The 20085-nt window shown below is 61.5% G+C and carries 16 protein-coding genes; 12 read left to right on the forward strand and 4 right to left on the reverse strand.

Annotated elements, in window-relative coordinates:
* Nucleotides 1-7: 7 nt before the first annotated feature.
* Nucleotides 8-754, forward strand: a complete 747-nt coding sequence (locus tag NF685_RS11960; protein ID WP_252849783.1) for a hypothetical protein — start codon at nt 8-10, stop codon at nt 752-754.
* Here the strand turns inward: NF685_RS11960 and NF685_RS11965 are convergent.
* Nucleotides 737-1366, reverse strand: coding sequence for a LysE family translocator (locus tag NF685_RS11965; protein WP_222548344.1), 630 nt, complete (start codon nt 1364-1366; stop codon nt 737-739). The two genes, NF685_RS11960 and NF685_RS11965, sit on opposite strands and share 18 nt — an antisense overlap.
* Before the next feature lie 256 nt (nt 1367-1622).
* Entirely contained in the window at nt 1623-3437 is a 1815-nt protein-coding gene (locus tag NF685_RS11970) for an ABC transporter ATP-binding protein (protein ID WP_252849784.1), read from the reverse strand.
* Nucleotides 3438-3552: 115 nt separating this feature from the next.
* On the opposite strand from NF685_RS11970, the gene nth reads away from it, so the two are divergent.
* From nth to NF685_RS11985, 3 genes are all read left to right on the forward strand, one after another.
* Nucleotides 3553-4239, forward strand: a complete 687-nt coding sequence (nth, locus tag NF685_RS11975) for an endonuclease III (protein WP_252849785.1) — start codon at nt 3553-3555, stop codon at nt 4237-4239.
* On the forward strand, nt 4236-4523 hold the full coding sequence (locus NF685_RS11980; RefSeq protein ID WP_252849786.1) for a DUF1330 domain-containing protein: 288 nt from the start codon (nt 4236-4238) through the stop codon (nt 4521-4523). Before nth ends, NF685_RS11980 begins: the two co-directional genes overlap by 4 nt.
* 370 nt (nt 4524-4893) lie before the next feature.
* Nucleotides 4894-6150 (forward strand): cation:proton antiporter, encoded by a 1257-nt coding sequence (locus tag NF685_RS11985; RefSeq protein WP_252849787.1) that lies wholly within the window; start codon nt 4894-4896, stop codon nt 6148-6150.
* 8 nt (nt 6151-6158) lie between these two features.
* Here the strand turns inward: NF685_RS11985 and NF685_RS11990 are convergent, their stop codons facing one another.
* Both NF685_RS11990 and NF685_RS11995 read right to left on the reverse strand, forming a co-directional pair.
* On the reverse strand, nt 6159-8273 hold the full coding sequence (locus NF685_RS11990) for a ComEC/Rec2 family competence protein (RefSeq protein WP_252849788.1): 2115 nt from the start codon (nt 8271-8273) through the stop codon (nt 6159-6161).
* Nucleotides 8274-8336: 63 nt separating this feature from the next.
* Nucleotides 8337-9407, reverse strand: a complete 1071-nt coding sequence (locus tag NF685_RS11995; RefSeq protein ID WP_252849789.1) for a purine-nucleoside phosphorylase — start codon at nt 9405-9407, stop codon at nt 8337-8339.
* 324 nt (nt 9408-9731) lie between these two features.
* On the opposite strand from NF685_RS11995, the gene gltX reads away from it, so the two are divergent.
* From gltX to NF685_RS12035, 8 genes are all read left to right on the forward strand, one after another.
* Nucleotides 9732-11138 (forward strand): glutamate--tRNA ligase, encoded by a 1407-nt coding sequence (gene gltX / locus NF685_RS12000; RefSeq protein ID WP_252849790.1) that lies wholly within the window; start codon nt 9732-9734, stop codon nt 11136-11138.
* Nucleotides 11131-12072, forward strand: coding sequence for an aspartate carbamoyltransferase catalytic subunit (locus tag NF685_RS12005; RefSeq protein WP_252849791.1), 942 nt, complete (start codon nt 11131-11133; stop codon nt 12070-12072). The genes gltX and NF685_RS12005 overlap by 8 nt, the downstream gene beginning before the upstream one ends.
* A complete protein-coding gene (locus tag NF685_RS12010) occupies nt 12069-13361 on the forward strand; it encodes a dihydroorotase (protein ID WP_252849792.1) in 1293 nt (430 codons plus the stop codon). The genes NF685_RS12005 and NF685_RS12010 overlap by 4 nt, the downstream gene beginning before the upstream one ends.
* Nucleotides 13358-14008, forward strand: a complete 651-nt coding sequence (plsY, locus tag NF685_RS12015) for a glycerol-3-phosphate 1-O-acyltransferase PlsY (RefSeq protein ID WP_222548352.1) — start codon at nt 13358-13360, stop codon at nt 14006-14008. The genes NF685_RS12010 and plsY overlap by 4 nt, the downstream gene beginning before the upstream one ends.
* Before the next feature lie 13 nt (nt 14009-14021).
* Complete coding sequence (dprA, locus tag NF685_RS12020) at nt 14022-15149, forward strand: DNA-processing protein DprA (RefSeq protein ID WP_252849793.1); 1128 nt, start codon at nt 14022-14024, stop codon at nt 15147-15149.
* Nucleotides 15150-15190: 41 nt separating this feature from the next.
* Entirely contained in the window at nt 15191-17932 is a 2742-nt protein-coding gene (gene topA, locus NF685_RS12025; protein WP_252849794.1) for a type I DNA topoisomerase, read from the forward strand.
* Nucleotides 17933-18111: 179 nt separating this feature from the next.
* Entirely contained in the window at nt 18112-19662 is a 1551-nt protein-coding gene (locus tag NF685_RS12030; RefSeq protein ID WP_252849795.1) for a S41 family peptidase, read from the forward strand.
* A gap of 13 nt (nt 19663-19675) precedes the next feature.
* Complete coding sequence (locus NF685_RS12035) at nt 19676-20008, forward strand: DUF1491 family protein (RefSeq protein ID WP_252849796.1); 333 nt, start codon at nt 19676-19678, stop codon at nt 20006-20008.
* Nucleotides 20009-20085 lie beyond the last annotated feature (77 nt).

The raw sequence follows: 20085 nt of genomic DNA on the forward strand, positions 1-20085 counted from the left end.
CCCTGTCATGAGGAAAAGTCCGCTTCTCCTTTCTGCCTGTGCGTTGGCTGCCTTTACGGCGGCGGCTCAGGCAGCCCCCGTTTTCGATCCGACCGGTTTCGATCTGCGCGAAACCAAAGCATTCAGCATTGCTGTTCAGCCCGCCACCACGCTGGGCCAGACACAGATACATACTGAGGCACGCGCGCGGCCACAGGGGTATGCGCCCTATCGTCTCCTGCCCAACGGGCTCTCCCTGACCAGCGATGCACGCAAGCCAACGGCTTATCACGCGCGCCAGCCTCGTACCGAGCTGTCGGAAGCCCATCCATGGCGTGTAAGCGATGCACCCGCCATGCTCGATGTTTCCCTTCAGATCGACCGTTTTCCAAAACGCGGCATGCTCGTTCTGGCCGAACTCACCCCCGATGACGATGCAGCGCCGGTGCTGCGCGTCATGGTCGATGGCGATCGTCTCGTTCTGCGCGGCATGATCGGCAATGCGCCTGAAAACGGGATTGTGCTCGGCACGATAGATGGCACGCACACGGCCCATATTGTGCTGCGCACGCAGCCCGACGGTCATATTGCCACCGAGGTCAATGGCACCTCCGGGCAGTTCCGTCTGGAACCGAAGGCCATGAGCATTCCCGTCACGTTCCGCACCGGTGCCTATGCCGTCGATGACATAGGCACGTTACCCGATCAGGTCACGGTCACGCTTACCGGCTTGAAAGTGGAACATGGCGCGGCCGGCTCAGGCCTTCGCACGTAGGATCACGATCCCGAACGCGATAAAAACGCATGCGGTCAGGCGGTTGAAAGCCCGTCTGACCGGTCGGCGCGCCAGAAAGCGCGACAGCGATCGTCCCCCCAGACCGTAAACGGTCAGCCACAACCCGTCCGAAAACAGATAGGTCACCACCAGTATGCCGAATTGCGGCAATACCGGGCGATGGTGATCGATGAATTGCGGGAAAAAGGCCGCTGCGAAAAGCAGGAGTTTGGGGTTGCTGATACCGACCAGAAAGCCGGTGCGATAAAGCACCCAGGCACTCGTTTTCGGCGTGTTCGTTGCGGGGTCCTCCGGCACTTCCGGCGCATCGCTGGCACGCCAGGCCTTGATACCGAGATAGACCAGATAAGCCGCGCCGGCATAGCGTATGACATCGAACAGATGCGGCATGGCGACAAGAACCGCGCCGATGCCGACGACCGACAGAACGAGCGCCAGAAGCAACGCCGAGATACACCCGGCCATGGCCGCCGTGCTGCGCCGAAATCCAACCTGCACGCTTCGGCTGAGCGCATGCATCATGTTCGGCCCCGGCGTTGCCGAAATGAAAAAGACCGTGACCACGAACAGCCACCAGGTTTGAAGTGTCATCGATACGCTCTCGCAGGACTAGTAAAGGGAAAGCCTCGCAGGAATGGGTCGAACGGGGCGCACTCGTACGACCCATGCCTGCTGGAAAACCACGCAAGCCTGCCACATCTTCCATTCCGCGCAAAGAACGGAAGCAGCAGCCAGCCTCGCGTTCCGGACGGCAGACGGGCACTCTCAGACGAATGCCCCAAGTTGAACAGATCGGATCACACCCAACCGGATTGCATCCGGTCGTGCCGCCGCCAGCCGGGAAATATCAGCCCTCGAGCGACTGAAGCTCGAACAGACGACGATAGATACCGCCCTCGCGTCTGACGAGTTCGGCATGAGAACCGTCTTCCTTGAGTTCGCCCTTGCTGAAAACGAGAATGCGATCCAGCTCCATGACGGTGGAGAGACGATGCGCCACCACAATCACCGTGCGCCCTGCCATAAGACGATGCATGGCATCCTGCACCAGAACTTCTGACTCGGAATCGAGGCTCGATGTTGCTTCATCGAAAATCAGCAACGGCGCATCCGCCAGAAACGCGCGCGCAATCGCGACACGCTGACGTTCACCGCCCGACAGCTTGACGCCACGCTCCCCAACCAGTGTGGCATAGCCTTCGGGCAAACGCTCGATGAACGCGCTGGCATTGGCAAGCTGTGCCGCACGTTCGATCTCTGCCTGCGTGGCCCCCGGTCTGGCATAGGCGATATTTTCTGCCAGAGAACGATGGAACAGCATCGGCTCCTGCGGGACGATGGCGATATGCGCGCGCAGGGAGTCCTGGGTCACATCGCGCACATCCACCCCATCGATCAGCACACGTCCTGCACTGGTGTCGTAAAGACGCTGGATAAGCTTGGTGAAGGTGGTCTTGCCCGAGCCGCTCGGCCCGACCAGTGCAACACGCGATCCCGGTGCGATCGACACATCCAGATCGCGGTAGAGCGGTGTGTCCTGACCGGGATACTGGAATGTCACATCCTCAAAACGCACCTGTCCCTGAGTAAACGCGGCCTTGCCTGCGCCCTTGCGATCCTGCACGCCCGGCGCTTCGTCGAAAATGGCCACGAGCTCTTCCATCTCATTGACGGAACGCTGGACCTGGCTGACCTGCTGACCCAGATCGCGCAGATAGCCCTGCACCAGAAACACCATGGTCAGCACATAGGCCACATCGCCCGGTCCTGCCTTGCCTTCCCACCACTGCCAGACAATCAGCCCGACCAGCAGCATACGCATGACAAGCGAGGCAAAGCCCTGCAGATTTGCGCTGTTCGTTCCCCTGATCCAGGTGCGCGCCGTACGTCCGCTCCAGGCACGCAGGATACGGCCCAGACGGCGCTCTTCGCGATGCTCGGCACCGAAGGCCTTCACCACGGCATTGCAGGTCACCGCATCGGCAATGGCGGCGCCCACTTTCGTATCCCAGCGATTGGCGGCCCGCGCCGAAGGGGCAACATAACGCAGCGTCAGCATGACAGAAAGCCAGGTGAACAGCACGACCGACACGGCCAGCACGGCCCCCATGAAGGGCGAATGCCAGGCGAGAACGAGCGTGGTACCGGTCAGCACCAGCACTTCGGGGGCGATCAGGAGCAGAAGCGTATCGTCGAGCGTATCGATGGCCCACATGCCGCGTGTCAGCTTGCGTACCGTGGAACCTGCAAAATTATTGGCGTGCCAGTCGGTCGAGAAGCGCTGCACGCGCGCAAATCCCTGCGACAGTGCGCGCTGCATGATAGCGAGGCTGAGATGGGTAATGCCGAGATAGGACGACCGGCGCCCCAGCAACCCGACCAGCCCCAGGGCGATAAGACCGCCCACCATGAAAAGCGCGTCGTTTCTCAACACAAGCTGCGAGGCGTCATGGGGTGCGCCACCGGCATGGCTGGAAATATCGGTGACCAGACGCCCGGAGAGAACGGGCGTCGCCACATCGGCAATGGTCGCAAGTGCTATGCCGAGCACGGTGCGCGTCAGGAAGGCCGGATGCTCTAGCCATCGGCGCATGACAAAACGCACGATATCGACGAACGCGATATCGCGTGTCTTGTTTTTGGGCTGGTCGGTGTCGGACACGAAAGAAAGCTCCTCCGCCTGACGATCGACCGGGCGGGCATACTGGAAGTGCGGTGCGGGAAGCGCTTATTGTGGGGTGTCGAACGCCCATATGCAACATGATGAAACGGTTACGATGTCTCTTCCTTCGGCCAGAAAGGCCATGACACGCGCTCAGGCACGCCAGTTCATCACCGCACTGGCCGAGGCCAATCCCGACGCGGAAAGCGAACTGGTCTACAAGGACGCGTTCTCGCTTCTCGTTGCCGTCGTGCTCTCGGCGCAGGCCACGGATAAATCGGTCAACAAGGTGACAGAGGGCCTGTTTCGCGATGCGCCCGATGCGCGCGCCATGGTCGCGCTGGGCGAGGACGGCATTGCGGCACATATTCGCACCATCGGACTGTGGCGCGCCAAGGCGAAAAACGTGCTCAGACTGTCGGAGCAGCTTCTGGAACGGCACGATGGCGAGGTGCCATCGGATCGCGATGCGCTTGAGGCTCTGGCAGGCGTCGGGCGCAAAACTGCCAGCGTGGTGCTGAATGTGATGTTCGGTGAAAGCGCCATGGCGGTGGATACGCATATCTTCCGCCTGGGGAACCGCACCGGCCTTGCCCCGGGCAAGACCACGCGCGCAGTCGAAGACGGACTGATCAAACGCATCCCGCCTGAAATGCTGCGCCCTTCGCATCACTGGCTGATCCTGCATGGACGCTACGTGTGCAAGGCACGCAGCCCCGAATGCTGGCGCTGCGTAGCCTTTACGCCTTGTCTTTTCCCCCTCAAGGGCCAGATCGTGGAGAGTAAAGGAGAACCTGCATGAGCACTTATATCGTCTTCACACGAGAAGAAATCCTGAACCCTGACGAGATGGCTACCTATTCGAGCCTGGTGGGTGAGACATTCAAAGGACATCCGGTCAAAATTCTGGCCGCCTATGGCGCACAGGAAATCCTCGAAGGTGTAGGGCCGGACGGCGTTGTGATCGTGGAGTTCCCCAATCGCGAAGCGGCTCTGGCCTGGTACGACGGTGACGCCTATCGCAAGGTGCGCGAACATCGTTTTCTGGGCGGCAAATATCGTGCCACCCTTGTCGAGGGTGTCTGATCCGGGCTGACAGCACAATCGGGCCGCCTTTTGGCGGCTCGAACACGCCTGGTCTTGTTTTGGAGCAGCGATGGCTCCCATGGCTGCCAGATCCCATCGGATCTGAAACGGTTCTGCCCCCTTGCAGGCACCGATATGAACATGCGGGTTACGCGCAAATCCATTATTGCCGTCGCGTGCCACGACCTCCCCTGCCCCAGGCTCAGGACTGACGCGACAAAACAGCGCAATCCCGGAATGGGATAGATTGCCCGGCGTCGCAAAATCCGGTCGCTCCGATGACATAATGTGAGAATCTGGACGAAGGGCGTGCGTTCACGTTTTCTTGCAGTAAATATGCCCCCTCCAGCACCAGCGACGAAGAGATTTAATGTCCTCACTCAGCCTTTTTGCGATCCTTCTGACGCTTTGCACCATTTGCGGCATTCTCAATTACAAGCTGCTCAAACTGCCGATGACGATCGGCATATTGCTGATCGCCCTTGTTGTGTCGCTGATTGTCAAAGGGCTCGATATCGCTCTGCCGAGTGTGGATCTGCATACGCTTCCCATGACCCTGCTCGCCTCGGCCGACCTGCCGGGCAATCTGCTCGATGGCGCGTTGTCTTTCCTGCTTTTTGCAGGCGCGCTTCAGGTCGACACGAAGGAGCTTATGGAGCGCAAGTTCTCCGTGCTTTTTCTCGCCATTATCGGGACGATTCTTGCGGTCTTCCTTCTTGGTGGCGCCATGTACTGGGTCATGGGGGCGGTGGGGCTGCCCGTTCCTTTTCTCTGGTGCGTGGTGTTGGGGGCGATCCTTGCCCCGACCGATCCCGTGTCGGTGGTTGGCATGCTGCGCAGGCTCGGCCTGCCAGGGCCGATACAGGCCATCTTTGCAGGAGAAAGCCTGTTCAATGACGGCATAAGCATCGTCATTTTCGGCCTTGCCATGACGCTGGTCACCGGTGAAGCGCATCACCTGACATTCATGGACGCGGTCGAGGCTTTCGGGATCGAGGCGATCGGCGGTGCGGGGCTCGGTTTCGTGGCCGGGCTGATCGCGCTGCTCTGCTTTCGGGCGGTACGTGACAGCCATTTGCAGCTTCTGGTTTCACTCAGCCTTGCTGCGGGCACGTTCAGTCTTGCCCATGCGCTGGGCATGTCGGGTCCGATTGCCGTGGTGGTGGCAGGCTTATGCCTTGGCAGCGAACGCGCAAGAAGCAGCATGGACGAGCACGCACGCGAAGAGCTGAACAGCTTCTGGACCCTCGTGGACGAAATCCTGAACGCGCTCTTGTTCCTCATGATCGGCTTTGAGGTTCTGGCTGCCATCCCGAGCCGACATGCTCTCTGGGCGCTGCTTCTGGGTGTTCCGCTCTCCATTGCAGCGCGTGCGCTCAGCGTGTTTCTGGCGATCCTGCCTATCCACCTCTATGGCGAGCATCGCGGGCGCATGCTGGCCGTTCTCACATGGGGCGGACTGCGCGGCGGTATCTCGCTTTCGCTCGCCCTGACCCTGCCAGCCGGACCGATGAAGGATATTCTGGCGCCCATCTGCTACGGGATCGTTGTGTTCACCATTCTGGTTCAGGGCCTGACCATGGAGCGCGTTGCGCTGCATTTCTATCCCAGAAAAGATCAGGCCTGAGGCGAGGCCTATTCTTCCCGGGCCAGAGGCAGATTCGGCATGCCTCTGAAACCGGGACGCGGGACCCAGAGCCGTGCCCCACGCCACGCGCGATCGGACAGGATTTCGAAGCCCGCCGCCCCTTTCCGGTTTCTCCGCCTGCGCACCATGACCGCACCGTCACGCCAGACCGTAAACCGATCGATGAAAAGACCTGTCTTGCATGTATCGGACAGGGGGATAGCGCTCACTATCAGAGAAGCGCTTTCACAGTTTGCCTGTAACAGCGCTGGGGCCACCGGTCGGAATTGCAGCCTCACAGCCTGCTCCCCGACACGGAAACGACATCCTGCTTCGGAACAGGAATCCAATTGTGCCGACGCCGTGACAGGTAACGGCCAGGCCTGCTGCCACGACGTCAGAATTCGGTTTTCGAGCCCGTTATGTGGCCCCGCTATCCACCGGTCGCGATCCTGAAAGGCGATCAGCCCTGCATCGGGAGAGACCAGCACGAGCGGTCTCGTGCCAGACAGAGGCGACAGCACGGCAAGAACCATGCAGGGCAGAAAGACGGCGCGCGCCCTGCCTCGCCAGAGGCATAATCCGCATAGCCCTGCCATATAAAGCACCACTCCCCGGAACGGCATGTGCGGTACGGCAATATGAGCCAGGGGCAGTGCAGCAACACGGGATGCCAGAAACGAGATAAGCCCTATTCCCTGCCCCATGACCCAGAGCGGCGCAGCCGCAGCTCCAAGCGGCATGAGCATCAGGGCGCAAAGCCCTGCTGGCATCACGCAAAACGCGGCGACAGGCACGGCCAGAAGGTTGGCCATCACAAACCAGGGCTGGAAACTGCCGAACCCCGCCATGACAAGGGGCAGAGTCGCGCCTCCTGCCAGAGCACTGGTCAAAACGAGCAGCAGAAGATGATGTTCCACCCCACCCTGACGACCTCTTTCGGCCCGCCGGACGAACCAGGGGCGCAGAGCGTCATACCCCGCAATCAGGGCCATTACGGCCGCAAAAGACATCTGGAAAGACAGATCAAGCACGAGAACCGGCGAGGCGATGAGCAGCACGAACGCCACCACCGCAAGGGAGCGCATGGAGAGAACGCGACGCCCGCTCAGCAGCGCCAGCGTGGCCAGACCGGCCATGCCGAGACTGCGCAAGGCAGGCAGGTGAGCCCCGGTGAGCATGACATAAACCGCCCCCACCCCGAGCGCTGCAAAGGCGGCGATTTCACGACAGGGCAGACGCAGACCGAGCCAGGGCCAGAGAACGAGCATCTGCCTTGTGACGAAAAACACCGTGCCCATCACGAGCCCCAGATGCAGCCCCGCAACGGCCAGAATATGCGCAAGACCCGACGCCGCGTAATCCTGTCTCGTCTGCTGGCTGATCGCCTCGCCATGACCGGCAAGAAGCGTCGAGGCAATGGCTGCACGCTGGCCGTACAGGTGATGGGCAATCACCGAAGCGATCAGCCCTCGCCAGCGCCCCAGCCTGTAGCCTTTGGGGGCTTCGAGAATAACTGGCACGCCCAGAACACGCCCTGTTCCGGCCAGCCCCTCGAACCACGCCTCGCGCTGCCTGTCTCGCGCACCGGGGAAATCGGGCCAGTCCGGTGGGCGAAGCACGGCGCGCAGTCGCAGGGTCATGCCCGGCTCGTAGTCCCGGTCGTCATGCGCAAAAAGCAGCAGGTCGCGTCTGAGCGGAGCCATGCCGATATCCACACCGGTTTCGAACACGGCATGTTCGATGCGCAGACGTTGCAGGACCTGCCCTGCATCGCGCCTTGTCGCAACATCGGCCACCACGCCATGCATCGTCACACCGAGTGAGGGCAAAGCGGGCATGGGGGGCTGTCGCAATGCCTGCCCACGCGCAGCGAGAAAACCCAGACCGGTCATGATCATGACAAGACCGACGCTGCGCGTGCAAAGCCGCTTCCAGCCCGGAACAAGCACGAGCCCTCCCGTCAGAACACAGGCGCTCGCCCACCGCCCTCCCGGCTCATAAAGCGGAAGAAAATAGACAAGGCATCCCGCAGCCCATGCCACGGCCAGCCATGCGGCAAGCCCCCTGCCCTGAGCCAGAAGCACACGCTCGCAGCGTTCGAGACTGCGAAACACGATCACGGGGTTTCACCTTGCCCCTGTTCGCAAGGCGCATTCCTGCCCACACGCCCAGGAAAGCGCCTGTCAGGGGGCGTCGGGCACATGATCGCGGTAACGATCCCAGTGATGGATCAGCTCTGCCACGACCGGCGCACCCACCCGCTCGTTATTGTCGAATGCGATAATCTGCCCCGGCCCCTCATCGCCCATCGACTCGGTCAGGGAGACACCCGGCGGTGGCATGGACGGGTTGGAACCCGAACGCAGGACCATTACGCGCTCAGGATCGACATAGCCCCATTTGGCAAGAAGACGCATCTGCTTCTGGTTTGTCTGGCTTTCCTCATTGGTCATGACGAAAACGCCCTGGTTCTTCGTCCAGAGTTTTACCCAGTCCTGCGCCCAGCCGTTGCGTGCTTCGCCATGCCAGTAGCGCATGGCACCCAGCGTCTCGCCCATCACGATCATGGGGGGCTTGCTGGCTGGAAGGCGCGCAGGCCAGGCTGCCCGCCTGCGTGCAATTTCGGGGTCGTCGGCAAGTGCCACATTCCTGCTCAGACCATAGGCCCAGCGTGCCAGTCCCTGATTGAGCGGATAGGCCTTGGTCAACTGCGCCACATCCGTGACCGAACCATAATGGTTGGGATTTTCAGGCAATGCGTTGGGACGATCTGCACCGATGGCATACAGCCCATAAGGCCAGCCTTTGGGAATGGAGCGATCGTCCAGTTCGCGCAGGGCATCGCCATCGACAACCCAGCGTGCCCAGGCCACGCTCCCGACCGACGCCACATTGGGATTCACACCCGAGATCCCGGTGAAAATCCAGTACGTCTTTTTCAGGTCGAAAGCCGGGTCGAGCGCAAGCGCCATGAGCTCGGACGCGCCGGAACGCAGCACGATTCCATAAACCCCGTCGGCATTGCGCCTGAGGATCGGCTCTTTCACGCCACGCACAGGCACCTGCCGGTCGAGATGCTCACGCTCGACCCAGTCCTGATATTCACCCGGTGCATCGCCAGTATCGGCCCCGTTTTCCCACCCAGCCACAATAATGACCTTGGGCTCCAGCGGCGCTGCAGACGCTGAGACTGCCCCTATGGAGGCAATACAGGCAAGTGAGGAAATCAGGTACGGGACAAGACGGCTTTTCATGTCGGTATCGTTACATCGAATACAGGATTCTGCAAATACCGTATATCAGGGCCGCCATATCAGGATCATCGTCTGGACGGTTTCTCTGATGTCATGGGACTCCTCATGAGGCTCTGCCCTGCTTCCGGGAGAGGAGCCTGTCCCATCGATCCCGGTTTTCCCATCCGGATTTTCAACAAGCGGGTTTCAGGAGAACGACTGTCTTCTGACGGGGCTAAAGGTCATGCGGCCCATGATACCGACCCCGATGACAGGGTGCCCGCACACCGGACAACAAATCGCCATCCTGTAGTGCAGCGCACGCAATCATGCTATGCACCCGCCATGACCGTTCGCACACGCTTTGCCCCTTCTCCCACCGGCTTGCTGCATATCGGCAATGCCCGTGCGGCCCTGTTCAATTTCCTTTTCGCCCGCCATCACGGTGGACAATTCCTACTCAGGATCGAGGACACGGATCGCGAGCGCTCCACGCAGCGCGCGGTCGATGTGATTTTCGACGGACTGGCCTGGATGGGCATCACTGCGGATGAAGAGCCCGTCTTCCAGTCCACGCGTCAGGAGCGTCATACGGAAGTGGCGCATGAACTGCTGGAGAAGGGTCTGGCTTATCGCTGCTATTGCACGGCCGACGAGCTGAAGCAGATGCGCGAAGACGCCATCGCGAACGGCCAGCCGCCCCGCTATAACGGGATGTGGCGCGACCGCGACCCGTCAGAGGCCCCTGAAGGGGCGCCTTTTGCGGTGCGCCTGAAAGCCCCGCGTGAGGGCGAAACCATAATCAACGATCTGGTTCAGGGCGAGGTCCGCGTGGCCAATGCCGAAATGGACGATCTGATCATTCTGCGCTCCGATGGTACGCCCACCTATCTTCACGCGGTGGTATGCGACGATCATGATATGGCGATCACCCATGTCATCCGGGGTGACGACCATCTGACCAACACGTTCCGTCAGGCCATGATCTATCGTGCCATGGGCTGGGATCTGCCGAATTTTGCGCATTTGCCGCTGATCCATGGCCCAGATGGAGCCAAACTGTCCAAGCGCCATGGTGCACAATCCGTGGTGGAGTTCCGCGATGAAGGCTTCCTGCCGGAAGCGCTGTGCAACTACCTGCTGCGTCTGGGCTGGGGTCACGGCGATGCCGAGATCCTGAACCGCGAGGAACAGATCCGCCTGTTCGATCTGGATGGTGTGGGGCGCTCGCCGTCACGCATGGACTACGTCAAGCTCACGCATCTCAATGGCGTCTATATGCGTGAGGCCGACGATGCACGCCTGACCGAAGACGTGCTGGATCGTCTGAAGGAGCGCGAGGACGTAACGGTAGACGATGCCCTGCGCGCGCGCGTGCTGACCCTGATGCCGGGGCTGAAGGAACGCGCCAAGCTGCTGACCGATCTGGCTGACAGTGCGGCTTTCCTCGGGCGGTCGCTGCCCTTTAGCTACGATGCGAAGGCACAGAAGCAGCTTTCGGAAGAGGGCAAGGACGTGCTGCGCGGTGTCGCGCAGGCGCTCGCTCTGGTCGAGCCCTTCGAGGCGCCCGCCATCGATGCGGCTCTGCGCGAATTTGCCGAAACCAAGTCCATCAAGCTGGGTCAGGTCGCCCAGCCCCTGCGTGCAGCCATGACAGGCAGCACGGTATCGCCCGGCATCGATCTGACCCTTCAAGCCCTTGGCCGGGACGAGGTTCTGGCCCGTATAGGAGCCGCGATCGCGCATGGCTGAGACGCTCACCCGACGGCATCACCTGCTCGGCCTTGAGGGCATGAGCGCCGATGAGATCACCCCTTATCTCGATCTCGCGGCCAATTATGCCCTGCTGAGCCGTTCGCGCACCGCCCCGCGCGATGCGCTGCGTGGCCGGACGGTGATCAACATGTTCTTCGAGGACAGCACACGTACGCGCACCAGCTTCGAACTGGCGGGCAAGCGTCTGGGCGCGGATGTCATCAACATGACGGTCGCGACCTCTTCGGTGAACAAGGGCGAAACGCTGCTCGACACGGCAGCCACGCTCAATGCCATGCGCTGCGATCTGCTAGTCGTGCGTCATGCCGCCTCGGGTGCGCCTGCCCTGCTGGCGCAGAAAGTCGAAGCCAGTGTGGTCAATGCCGGTGACGGCATGCACGAGCACCCGACACAGGCCTTGCTGGATGCGCTGACCATCAAGCGTCATCTGGGTACGCTCAGCGGTCTGACCGTCGCGATCTGCGGCGATGTGGGTCATAGCCGTGTGGCACGCTCGAACATTCATCTGCTGACCGCCATGGGGAGCAAGGTGCGTCTGGTGGGGCCGCCCACGCTGGTGCCTGCGGCCATGGCCTCTCTGGGGTCGGTATCCATTCATCACGATATGGAAAGCGGGTTGCGCGACGCCGATGTGGTGATGACGCTGCGTCTCCAGCGCGAACGTATGGGCGCCGGACTCGTGCCGAGCGCACGCGAGTTCTTCCGCTTCTATGGCGTGGATAGCCGTCGTCTTGCACTGGCAAAGCCCGGCGCGCTCGTCATGCATCCCGGCCCGATGAATCGCGGTGTCGAGATTGCCTCTGATGTCGCCGATTCGGCTCAGAGCGTCATTCAGGAACAGGTCGAGATGGGTGTGGCCGTACGCATGGCCGTGCTCGACCGACTTTCACGCATGCGGATTGCGTCATGACCGATCTCGTTTTTGAAAACATCCGGCTGATCGACCCGGTTTCCGGCCAAGATGCGCCCTCGCGTCTGCGCGTCTCGAACGGTCGCATTGCAGGGCGCGACAAGGCCGGCGCCGAAGGTACGCCAGAAGGCGCACAGAGCATCGACGGCAAAGGTGCCGTGCTTTGCCCCGGTCTGGTCGATATGCGCGTCGCGATCGGCGAGCCGGGTTTCGAATATCGCGAAACCATTGCCTCCTGCGCCCGTGCGGCCGTGGCGGGGGGTGTGACCACGCTTGCTGCCCTGCCCAACTCCAAACCCGCCATCGACGAGCCGGCCCTTGTGCGCCTGCTGCGCGGTCGGGGCGAGGAAACGGGCCTTGTGACCATTCTGCCCTACGGCGCCCTGACAAAGGGCTGCAAGGGCGAGGAGATGGCCGAGCTCGGCATGCTGCGTGAGGCCGGTGCCGTGGCTTTTACGGATGGTATTCATGCCATTGCCGACACCAAGCGCATGCGCCAGCTCTTGGCCTATGCCAAGGGCATCGGCGCGCTGGTCGTGCAACATCCCGAAGATCCGTCTCTGGCCAAGGGAGGCGCTGCGACCGCTGGCGCCCTGGCTACGCGCATGGGCCTGCCGCAGATACCGGCCGCCGCAGAAGCCATTCTGATCGCACGCGATATCCGACTGGCGGAAATGACCGGTGCCCCCCTGCATTTCGGCCATGTCTCGACCGGTGAAGGCCTTGAGCTGATCCGTCAGGCGAAAGCGCGCGGGCTGGCCATCACCTGCGATACGGCCCCCCCCTATTTTGCGCTGAATGAAGAAGCGATCGGCGAATTTCGCACCTATGCCAAGCTCTCGCCCCCGCTGCGTGCGGAAGAAGACCGTCTGGCGGTCTGTGCGGCGCTGGCCGATGGGACGATCGACGCCATCGCGTCCGATCATGCTCCGTGGGATGCCGATGACAAACGTCTGCCTTTTGCACAGGCCAGTGCGGGCGGGACAGGGCTGACGACCTTGCTGGGTGTCGGTCTGTCTCTGGTTCATGACAATATCCTGATTCTGCCCCAGCTTGTTGCCCTCATGACGCGCAGGCCTGCGGCAATTCTGGGATGCGATGCCGGTACGCTTGCCGAAGGAGCCAGTGCCGATCTGTGCCTGGTCGATCTCGATGCCGAATGGGTGGTCGAGGCCGGTGAGCAACCCGGACGCGCGCAGAACACGCCGTTCGATGGCAGAAGCCTGAAAGGACGCGTGATCGGCACCTGGAAACAGGGGCAACGCGTTTTCGACGGGCAGGCAGCATGATCAATACCCTGCTCACCCCGCCTTTTCTGCTTTGTGCCGGACTTGCCTATCTGCTGGGCAGCATCCCTTTCGGATTGCTGATCAGCCGGGTCGGCGGAGCGGGCGATATTCGCAAGATCGGCTCAGGGAATATCGGCGCGACCAATGTTCTGCGCACGGGACGCAAGGGGCTGGCGGCCGCCACCCTTCTGCTCGATGCGCTCAAGGGTGCTCTGGCCGTTCTCATGGTCCCGCTTCTGCTCGATGGGCAGATCCAGACCGGCATGGCCATAGCCGCCGTTTTTGTGGTGATCGGTCATTGTTTCCCGGTCTGGCTCGGCTTTCGAGGTGGCAAGGGCGTGGCGACAGGTCTGGGCGCGCTTTTCGCCCTGTGCTGGCCGGTGGGTATTGCCTGCTGCCTGGTCTGGCTGGCAGTTGCCAAACTCTCCCATATCTCTTCGGCAGGGGCCCTGGCCGCATTCGCCGTCGCCCCGTTCATCATGGCCCCTCTGAGCGAACAGCCAGTGCAAAGCCCTCTGCCTGTTGCCACGCTCTTTCTGACGCTGATTATCCTGCTGCGTCATACAAGCAATATCAGACGTCTGCTCACGGGGCGGGAATCGCGGATCAATATCGATCCACCGCCACAGACCAAGCAGGAAATCTGAGGGCATCGGACGCGTGACCGGCATTCCTTCTCCCGCAGAACGGCTTGATCTCATCAGGCTGGCCCGGACGGAAGGAATCGGGCCCGTCAATTTTCGCCGTCTTCTGAACGAACACGGATCGGCGAGCGAAGCGCTCGCTGCCCTGCCCGAACGCGCACGCAGAGCCGGACGACGGGGCGGCGTCACCATTCCCTCACCGGATTCGATTCTCGATGAACAGGACAGACTGGACCGCATGGGCGCGCAGATGCTTGTGCTCGGCGATGCAGCCTATCCACCGCTCCTTGCCCGCATTCCCGATGCCCCTCCCGTTCTGGGCGTATGGGGTCGTGTCGAACGCCTGTCTCAACGGGCAATCGGTGTGGTGGGCGCACGCAATGCCTCTGCGGGTGGGTTACGCCTTGCCGAAAGTCTGAGCGGGGCGCTCGCCCGTCAGGGCTGCGTGATCGTCTCCGGTCTTGCCCGCGGTATCGACTCGGTCGCCCATCGTGCCGCGTTGCATGAGGGCATGACGATCGGCGCGGCTGCGGGTGGGCTCGACTGTTTTTATCCTCCGGAAAACGAAGGGCTGTATCGCGCCATTGCCGAGCAGGGCTGCGTGGTTACCGAGGCCCCTCTCGGAACCATTCCGCAAGCCAGTCACTTCCCCCGTCGCAATCGTCTGATCGCGGGTCTGTCGCTTGGTGTGATTCTTGTCGAGGCTGCCCTGCGCTCCGGCACACTGATTACGGCAAGACTGGCGCTGGAATACGGACGCGACGTATTCGCCGTGCCCGGATCGCCTCTGGACCCGCGTTCGCGCGGCGGCAACGATCTGCTGCGTCAGGGAGCGATTCTGACCGAAACAGCCCAGGACGTTCTCAACCAGATAGAAAGCGGCGTGCAGAGCCGTATCGAGCCGCAGTGGACCGGCCTGCCGGGTTTTTCGGAGCCTGTCATGTCCGGCTTCGTTCCGCCTCCTGCACCCGAAGAAGCACGCAAAAGGATACACGAACTCCTCTCTCCGACGCCTGTGGCAGTTGACGATATTGTAGCGCGCTGCCAGTTCTCGGTTTCCACGGTGCTATCCGCCTTGTCAGAACTCGAACTTGGCGGCGTAGCGACCTTCCTTCCCGGGGGTCAGGTTGTGCTTGCAGCCTGATCCTGCGGTTATGAGCAGGCCGGAGCGGTTCTGGAGTAGAGATGACTGATGTCGTAGTGGTCGAAAGCCCGGCAAAGGCAAAGACCATCAACAAATATCTGGGCGATAACTTTATCGTTCTGGCATCCTTCGGCCATGTCCGCGACCTGCCGCCCAAGGACGGCAGCGTGCGGCCTGACGAGAATTTCGCCATGGACTGGCAGACCGACGAGCGCGGGGCGAAGCAGATCGCCACCATCGCCAAGGCGGTCAAAAGTGCCGGAACGCTCTATCTCGCCACTGACCCGGATCGCGAAGGCGAAGCCATTTCCTGGCATGTCCGCGCCGTGCTGGAAGAAAAAAATCTTCTGCGTGGCAAGAACGTACAGCGCGTCACCTTCAACGAAATTACCAAATCCGCCGTGCAGACGGCCATGGCCAATCCACGTGCGCTCGATCAGCCGCTGATCGATGCCTATATGGCGCGCCGGGCGCTGGATTATCTGGTCGGGTTCACACTCTCACCCGTTCTGTGGCGCAAGCTGCCCGGCAGCCGCAGTGCAGGCCGCGTGCAATCGGTGGCTCTGCGTCTGATCTGCGAGCGCGAAGCCGAGATCGAGGTGTTCAAGAGCCGGGAATACTGGTCGATCACCGGCGCCTTCTCGACGCCGCGCAACGCGAATTTCTCCGCACGTCTGACGCATCTGGAAGGGCGCAAGCTCGACCAGTTCGATCTGGACAATGCCGAAAAAGCCCATGCCGCGCGGGATCTGGTAGCACGCTCGGCCTTTACGGTACGTTCGGTCGAACGCAAGAAAGCCAAACGCAACCCGCCAGCTCCGTTCACCACCTCCACACTGCAACAGGAAGCCTCGCGCAAAATCGGCATGAGTGCGCAATCGACCATGCGCGCTGCCCAGCAGCTTTACGAAGGTGTCGATCTGGGCGGTGAGACCGTCGGTCTGATCACCTATATGCGTACCGATGGCGTGACGATGGCGGCCGAAGCCGTCCATGCCATTCGCGACATGATTACCGGCACCTATGGCGCGCCCTATCTTCCTGAAAAACCGCGAATCTATACGAGCAAGGCCAAGAATGCGCAGGAAGCGCATGAGGCCATACGTCCGACCGATGTGACCCGCACGCCCGAATCGGTGGCACGTCATCTCTCTGGCGAGCAGATGCGTCTTTACGAACTGATCTGGAAACGCGCCGTCGCCTCGCAGATGCAGTCGGCCGAGCTCGATCAGGTTGTTGTCGATCTGACGGATTCAGGCAGAAAGACGATCCTGCGCGCCAATGGCTCGATTATCGCTTTCGACGGTTTTCTCAAGCTCTACAGCGAAGGCCGTGACGATACGAAGTCGGATGACGACGAAGGTCGCGTCCTGCCCGCAATGAATGAGGGCGATGCCCTCACGACGCGCGGCGTCGAGGCCGATCAGCATTTCACGCAGCCACCGCCGCGTTTTTCGGAAGCGAGTCTGGTCAAGCGCATGGAAGAAATCGGCATTGGCCGTCCCTCGACCTATGCGTCCATCCTGACCGTTCTGCGCGACCGCAATTATGTTCGCCTTGAAGCAAGACGTTTTGTGCCCGAGGATCGCGGTCGTCTGGTCACGGCATTCCTGACCTCATTCTTCGAACGCTATGTCGATACGGATTTTACGGCGACGCTCGAAGAACAGCTCGACGATATTTCCGACGGTCGCGCCGACTGGCATGACATCATGGCAGCCTTCTGGCGTGATTTCTCCGCCGCCGTGTCCCAGACCAAGGATCTCAAGATCTCGGATGTCATCGACGCACTCGATGAGGATCTGGGCTCGCATTTCTTCCCCACACGCGAAGACGGGGGCGATCCGCGTCAGTGCACGGCCTGCGGCACAGGGCGTCTTGGGCTGCGTCTTGGCAAGTTCGGCGCCTTCATCGGCTGCTCGAACTATCCGACCTGCCAGTTTACCCGGCGCCTCATCGCCGAGGATGGCGGCGAGGGCGAGACGCTTAAAGAGGGTATGAAGAGTCTCGGACAGGATCCGGAAACCGGTGAGGAAGTGACCGTACGTCGCGGCCCTTACGGTCTTTATATCCAGCGTGGCGAAGCCGACCCGGAAAACAAGAAGATCAAACCCAAGCGCACCACCATCCCCAAGGGGCTGGAGGGCGACAAGCTGACTCTCGACAAGGCGATCGGACTGCTTTCCCTGCCGCGCAAGCTCGGACCGCACCCCGAGACGGGCGAAATGATCGAGGCCGGGCTTGGACGCTTCGGGCCTTATGTCAAAATGGGATCGATTTTCGGCACGCTCGATGCCGATGACGATGTGCTGACCGTCGGGCTCAACCGCGCCATCGACTCGCTGGCCAAGAAACTGGCCTCCATCCGCACGCTTGGCGCCCATCCCAAGGATGGCGAGGCTGTTCTGGTGCGCAAGGGACGATTCGGCCCATATGTGCAGCATGGACAGGTCGTGGCCAATCTGGCCAAGGGTCAGTCGATGGACGATGTGACTTTCGACGAGGCACTGACGCTTCTGGCCGAGAAGGGAAAGCCTCTCAAGACCAAAGGCAAGACGACGCGCAAGACCGCCGCGAAGACGGCCAGTACCGGAGAGACCACCGAGAAGACCAGGAAAGCAGCGCCCAAGAAAAAAGCGACGACCAAGACCGCAGCTGCAAAGAAGCCTGCCGCCAAAAAAGCGACCTCGACCAGAAAAAAGGCCGAATCTGCGACCGAAGAAACAAAACCCGTGCGTAAGTCACGCGCTACCAAGACAACAGATGGTGAGAGCGGCACCTAAATGCGTTTTTGCGGCCACAAACCGTGGCAAAAACGTCGCTCCCCCTGTTAGGCTCTCTTTCGCGGCCCGTTGCGGGTCGCTAAAGCGGCAATCGATGGGGGAAGCCATCGTTCTGATGGTCAAGGTCACCGGCTCTGAAACACGTTCCTTTCCTGACTGGCGCGCCTTGCCGAGGGCTCATGGGCGCAATGGGGCTGATCGTCTCCATTGCTCTGGTCGGGCCTGCCTGCGCTGAGACAGCCGAGACGTCGCCTCTGGATACGGGGATGCTATCCTCTGTCCTGTCGAGCGCCTTTCGGTTTCTGACGCCCAGAACGCTCGACAGTCATTCGAGCCGTACGTTCAGCCTCTGGGGGCTGGACGGTCTGACCGCCATCGATCCGTCGATCACGATGGGGGAGCCGCCTCACGGTCCCAAGGATCCTGCGCTGCTCAGGCTCACCATCGGACAGCAGACCCTTTCCGAGTTCCGCGAGCCGGGTGACAACGAGACGGCCGAATGGGTCCGTATCATCGTTTCCAGTATGGATGCTGCCTGGCATGCCTCTGCTACCCTGCGCAGCGCAGGACGCGATGCCCTGCTGCAGAGCTTTTTCGACGAGCTGTTCAACCATCTCGATCCGTATTCGCGTTATGTTGCCCCCACCCCTGCCGGAAACGACAGGGCGAACCGCACAGGCGATGTCGCCGGCGTCGGCCTGTCCCTCGCCCGTGACGGTAGTGCTCTGATCGTTGCCGCCATCAACGCCAATGGACCTGCCTGGGCGGCCGGGGCCAATATCGGCCAGAAGCTTCTGGCTGTGGACGGTCGCTCGACCCGCAATCAGGACCCCGCCACAGTCGAGAGCTGGATGACGGGGCCTGCAGGCAGCAAGGTCAAGCTGCTCCTGGCCGATCCGGGACGTCACGGGGCCGTCATGCGCCTCGAACGCCAGATCGTGCCCCCGCAGACCGTTTTTGCGAGCATGCATGACCATATTGCGGTCATCCGTATCGCCTCTTTCTCGTCGGATACCGCCGAGGAACTGAGCCAGAATATCGATCAGGCCCTGCAGGACAAGAAACTCACGGGACTGATCATCGATCTGCGTGGCGATCGCGGCGGCGTGCTGCAACAGGCCGTGACGGCAACGGCACTCGTTCTCGACCGGGGCATTGCCGTCGTCACCAAGGGGCGCGACCCGAAATCCAACCATATCTGGGCCGTACAGGGTGGCGATATGACCCATGGCCTGCCGATCGTGGCGCTTGTCGATGGCCGCACGGCCAGCGCAGCCGAAATCATGGCCGCAGCACTTTCCGATCATCGTCGTGCCGTCGTGGTCGGCAGTTCCACGCTGGGCAAGGGGCTGGTTCAGGCTGTCGGCCAGATGCCCGATGGCGGCGAACTTTTCGTGACATGGAGTCGTGTCATCGCGCCTCTCGGCTGGCCGTTGCAGGGTCTGGGCGTCACGCCGCAGGTCTGTACCTCGCGCGGAGCGCAGGCACTCGACCAGCAATTGCAGTCTCTCGTGCAAGGCAAGCTCATGGACGCGGAAACCGTGAAGGCCAGCCGCGAGATACGCTTTCCGGTCAGCGTCTCGAAAATCCTGGATATCAGGCGTCACTGCCCCGCCGCGCTGGGTACGGATGCCGATCTCGATACCGCTGCCCTTCTTCTGCAGCGCCCCGAAAGCTATCGGGCCGCTCTGGCGGCGATACCTGACGATATGGACGACCCTGCACCATGACCGGCGACCGACCATGACAGAAGCCCGGCTCAAAAGCGGTCTGTGGGTGCGCGGGCTGATGCGCCTTGCCCAGAATCAGGGTTACGACGCCATGCGTCTGAGAAAGGGCGATGAGGACGCCGGTGCTGTCCTTCTGGTCCTGCGAGACCGGCAGGACGCTCTTGCCGTTCTGCGCGAGACTGCGGTCGATGCCGGGTGGGAGCGTGTGACATTCGAAGGGCAGGAGGCGCTGGATACCTATCTGGAGCGTCAGATACGCTACGATCCCGATCTCTGGATTCTGGAGATCACACTCGACGATCTGGCCACACCTGTGGAAAAGACCTTTCCGCCGCGCAGCCTGTAAACGTGCATGACGTCTCGCGACGATGCCCGGATGAGTGTTGCAACCATCCCACAGTCACGACAGGAAGAAAGAATGCG

The organism is Asaia lannensis NBRC 102526 (assembly GCF_024054035.1).
In the GTDB taxonomy this organism is placed as follows: Bacteria; Pseudomonadota; Alphaproteobacteria; order Acetobacterales; family Acetobacteraceae; genus Asaia; species Asaia lannensis.

Coding starts and splice junctions, on each gene's coding strand:
- NF685_RS11960 (WP_252849783.1), top strand. CDS start 8: ATGAGGAAAAGTCCGCTTCTCCTTTCTGCCTGTGCGTTGGCTGCCTTT.
- NF685_RS11965 (WP_222548344.1), bottom strand. CDS start 1,366: ATGACACTTCAAACCTGGTGGCTGTTCGTGGTCACGGTCTTTTTCATT.
- nth (WP_252849785.1), top strand. CDS start 3,553: ATGTCTCTTCCTTCGGCCAGAAAGGCCATGACACGCGCTCAGGCACGC.
- NF685_RS11980 (WP_252849786.1), top strand. CDS start 4,236: ATGAGCACTTATATCGTCTTCACACGAGAAGAAATCCTGAACCCTGAC.
- NF685_RS11985 (WP_252849787.1), top strand. CDS start 4,894: ATGTCCTCACTCAGCCTTTTTGCGATCCTTCTGACGCTTTGCACCATT.
- NF685_RS11995 (WP_252849789.1), bottom strand. CDS start 9,407: ATGAAAAGCCGTCTTGTCCCGTACCTGATTTCCTCACTTGCCTGTATT.
- gltX (WP_252849790.1), top strand. CDS start 9,732: ATGACCGTTCGCACACGCTTTGCCCCTTCTCCCACCGGCTTGCTGCAT.
- NF685_RS12005 (WP_252849791.1), top strand. CDS start 11,131: ATGGCTGAGACGCTCACCCGACGGCATCACCTGCTCGGCCTTGAGGGC.
- NF685_RS12010 (WP_252849792.1), top strand. CDS start 12,069: ATGACCGATCTCGTTTTTGAAAACATCCGGCTGATCGACCCGGTTTCC.
- plsY (WP_222548352.1), top strand. CDS start 13,358: ATGATCAATACCCTGCTCACCCCGCCTTTTCTGCTTTGTGCCGGACTT.
- topA (WP_252849794.1), top strand. CDS start 15,191: ATGACTGATGTCGTAGTGGTCGAAAGCCCGGCAAAGGCAAAGACCATC.
- NF685_RS12030 (WP_252849795.1), top strand. CDS start 18,112: ATGGGCGCAATGGGGCTGATCGTCTCCATTGCTCTGGTCGGGCCTGCC.
- NF685_RS12035 (WP_252849796.1), top strand. CDS start 19,676: ATGACAGAAGCCCGGCTCAAAAGCGGTCTGTGGGTGCGCGGGCTGATG.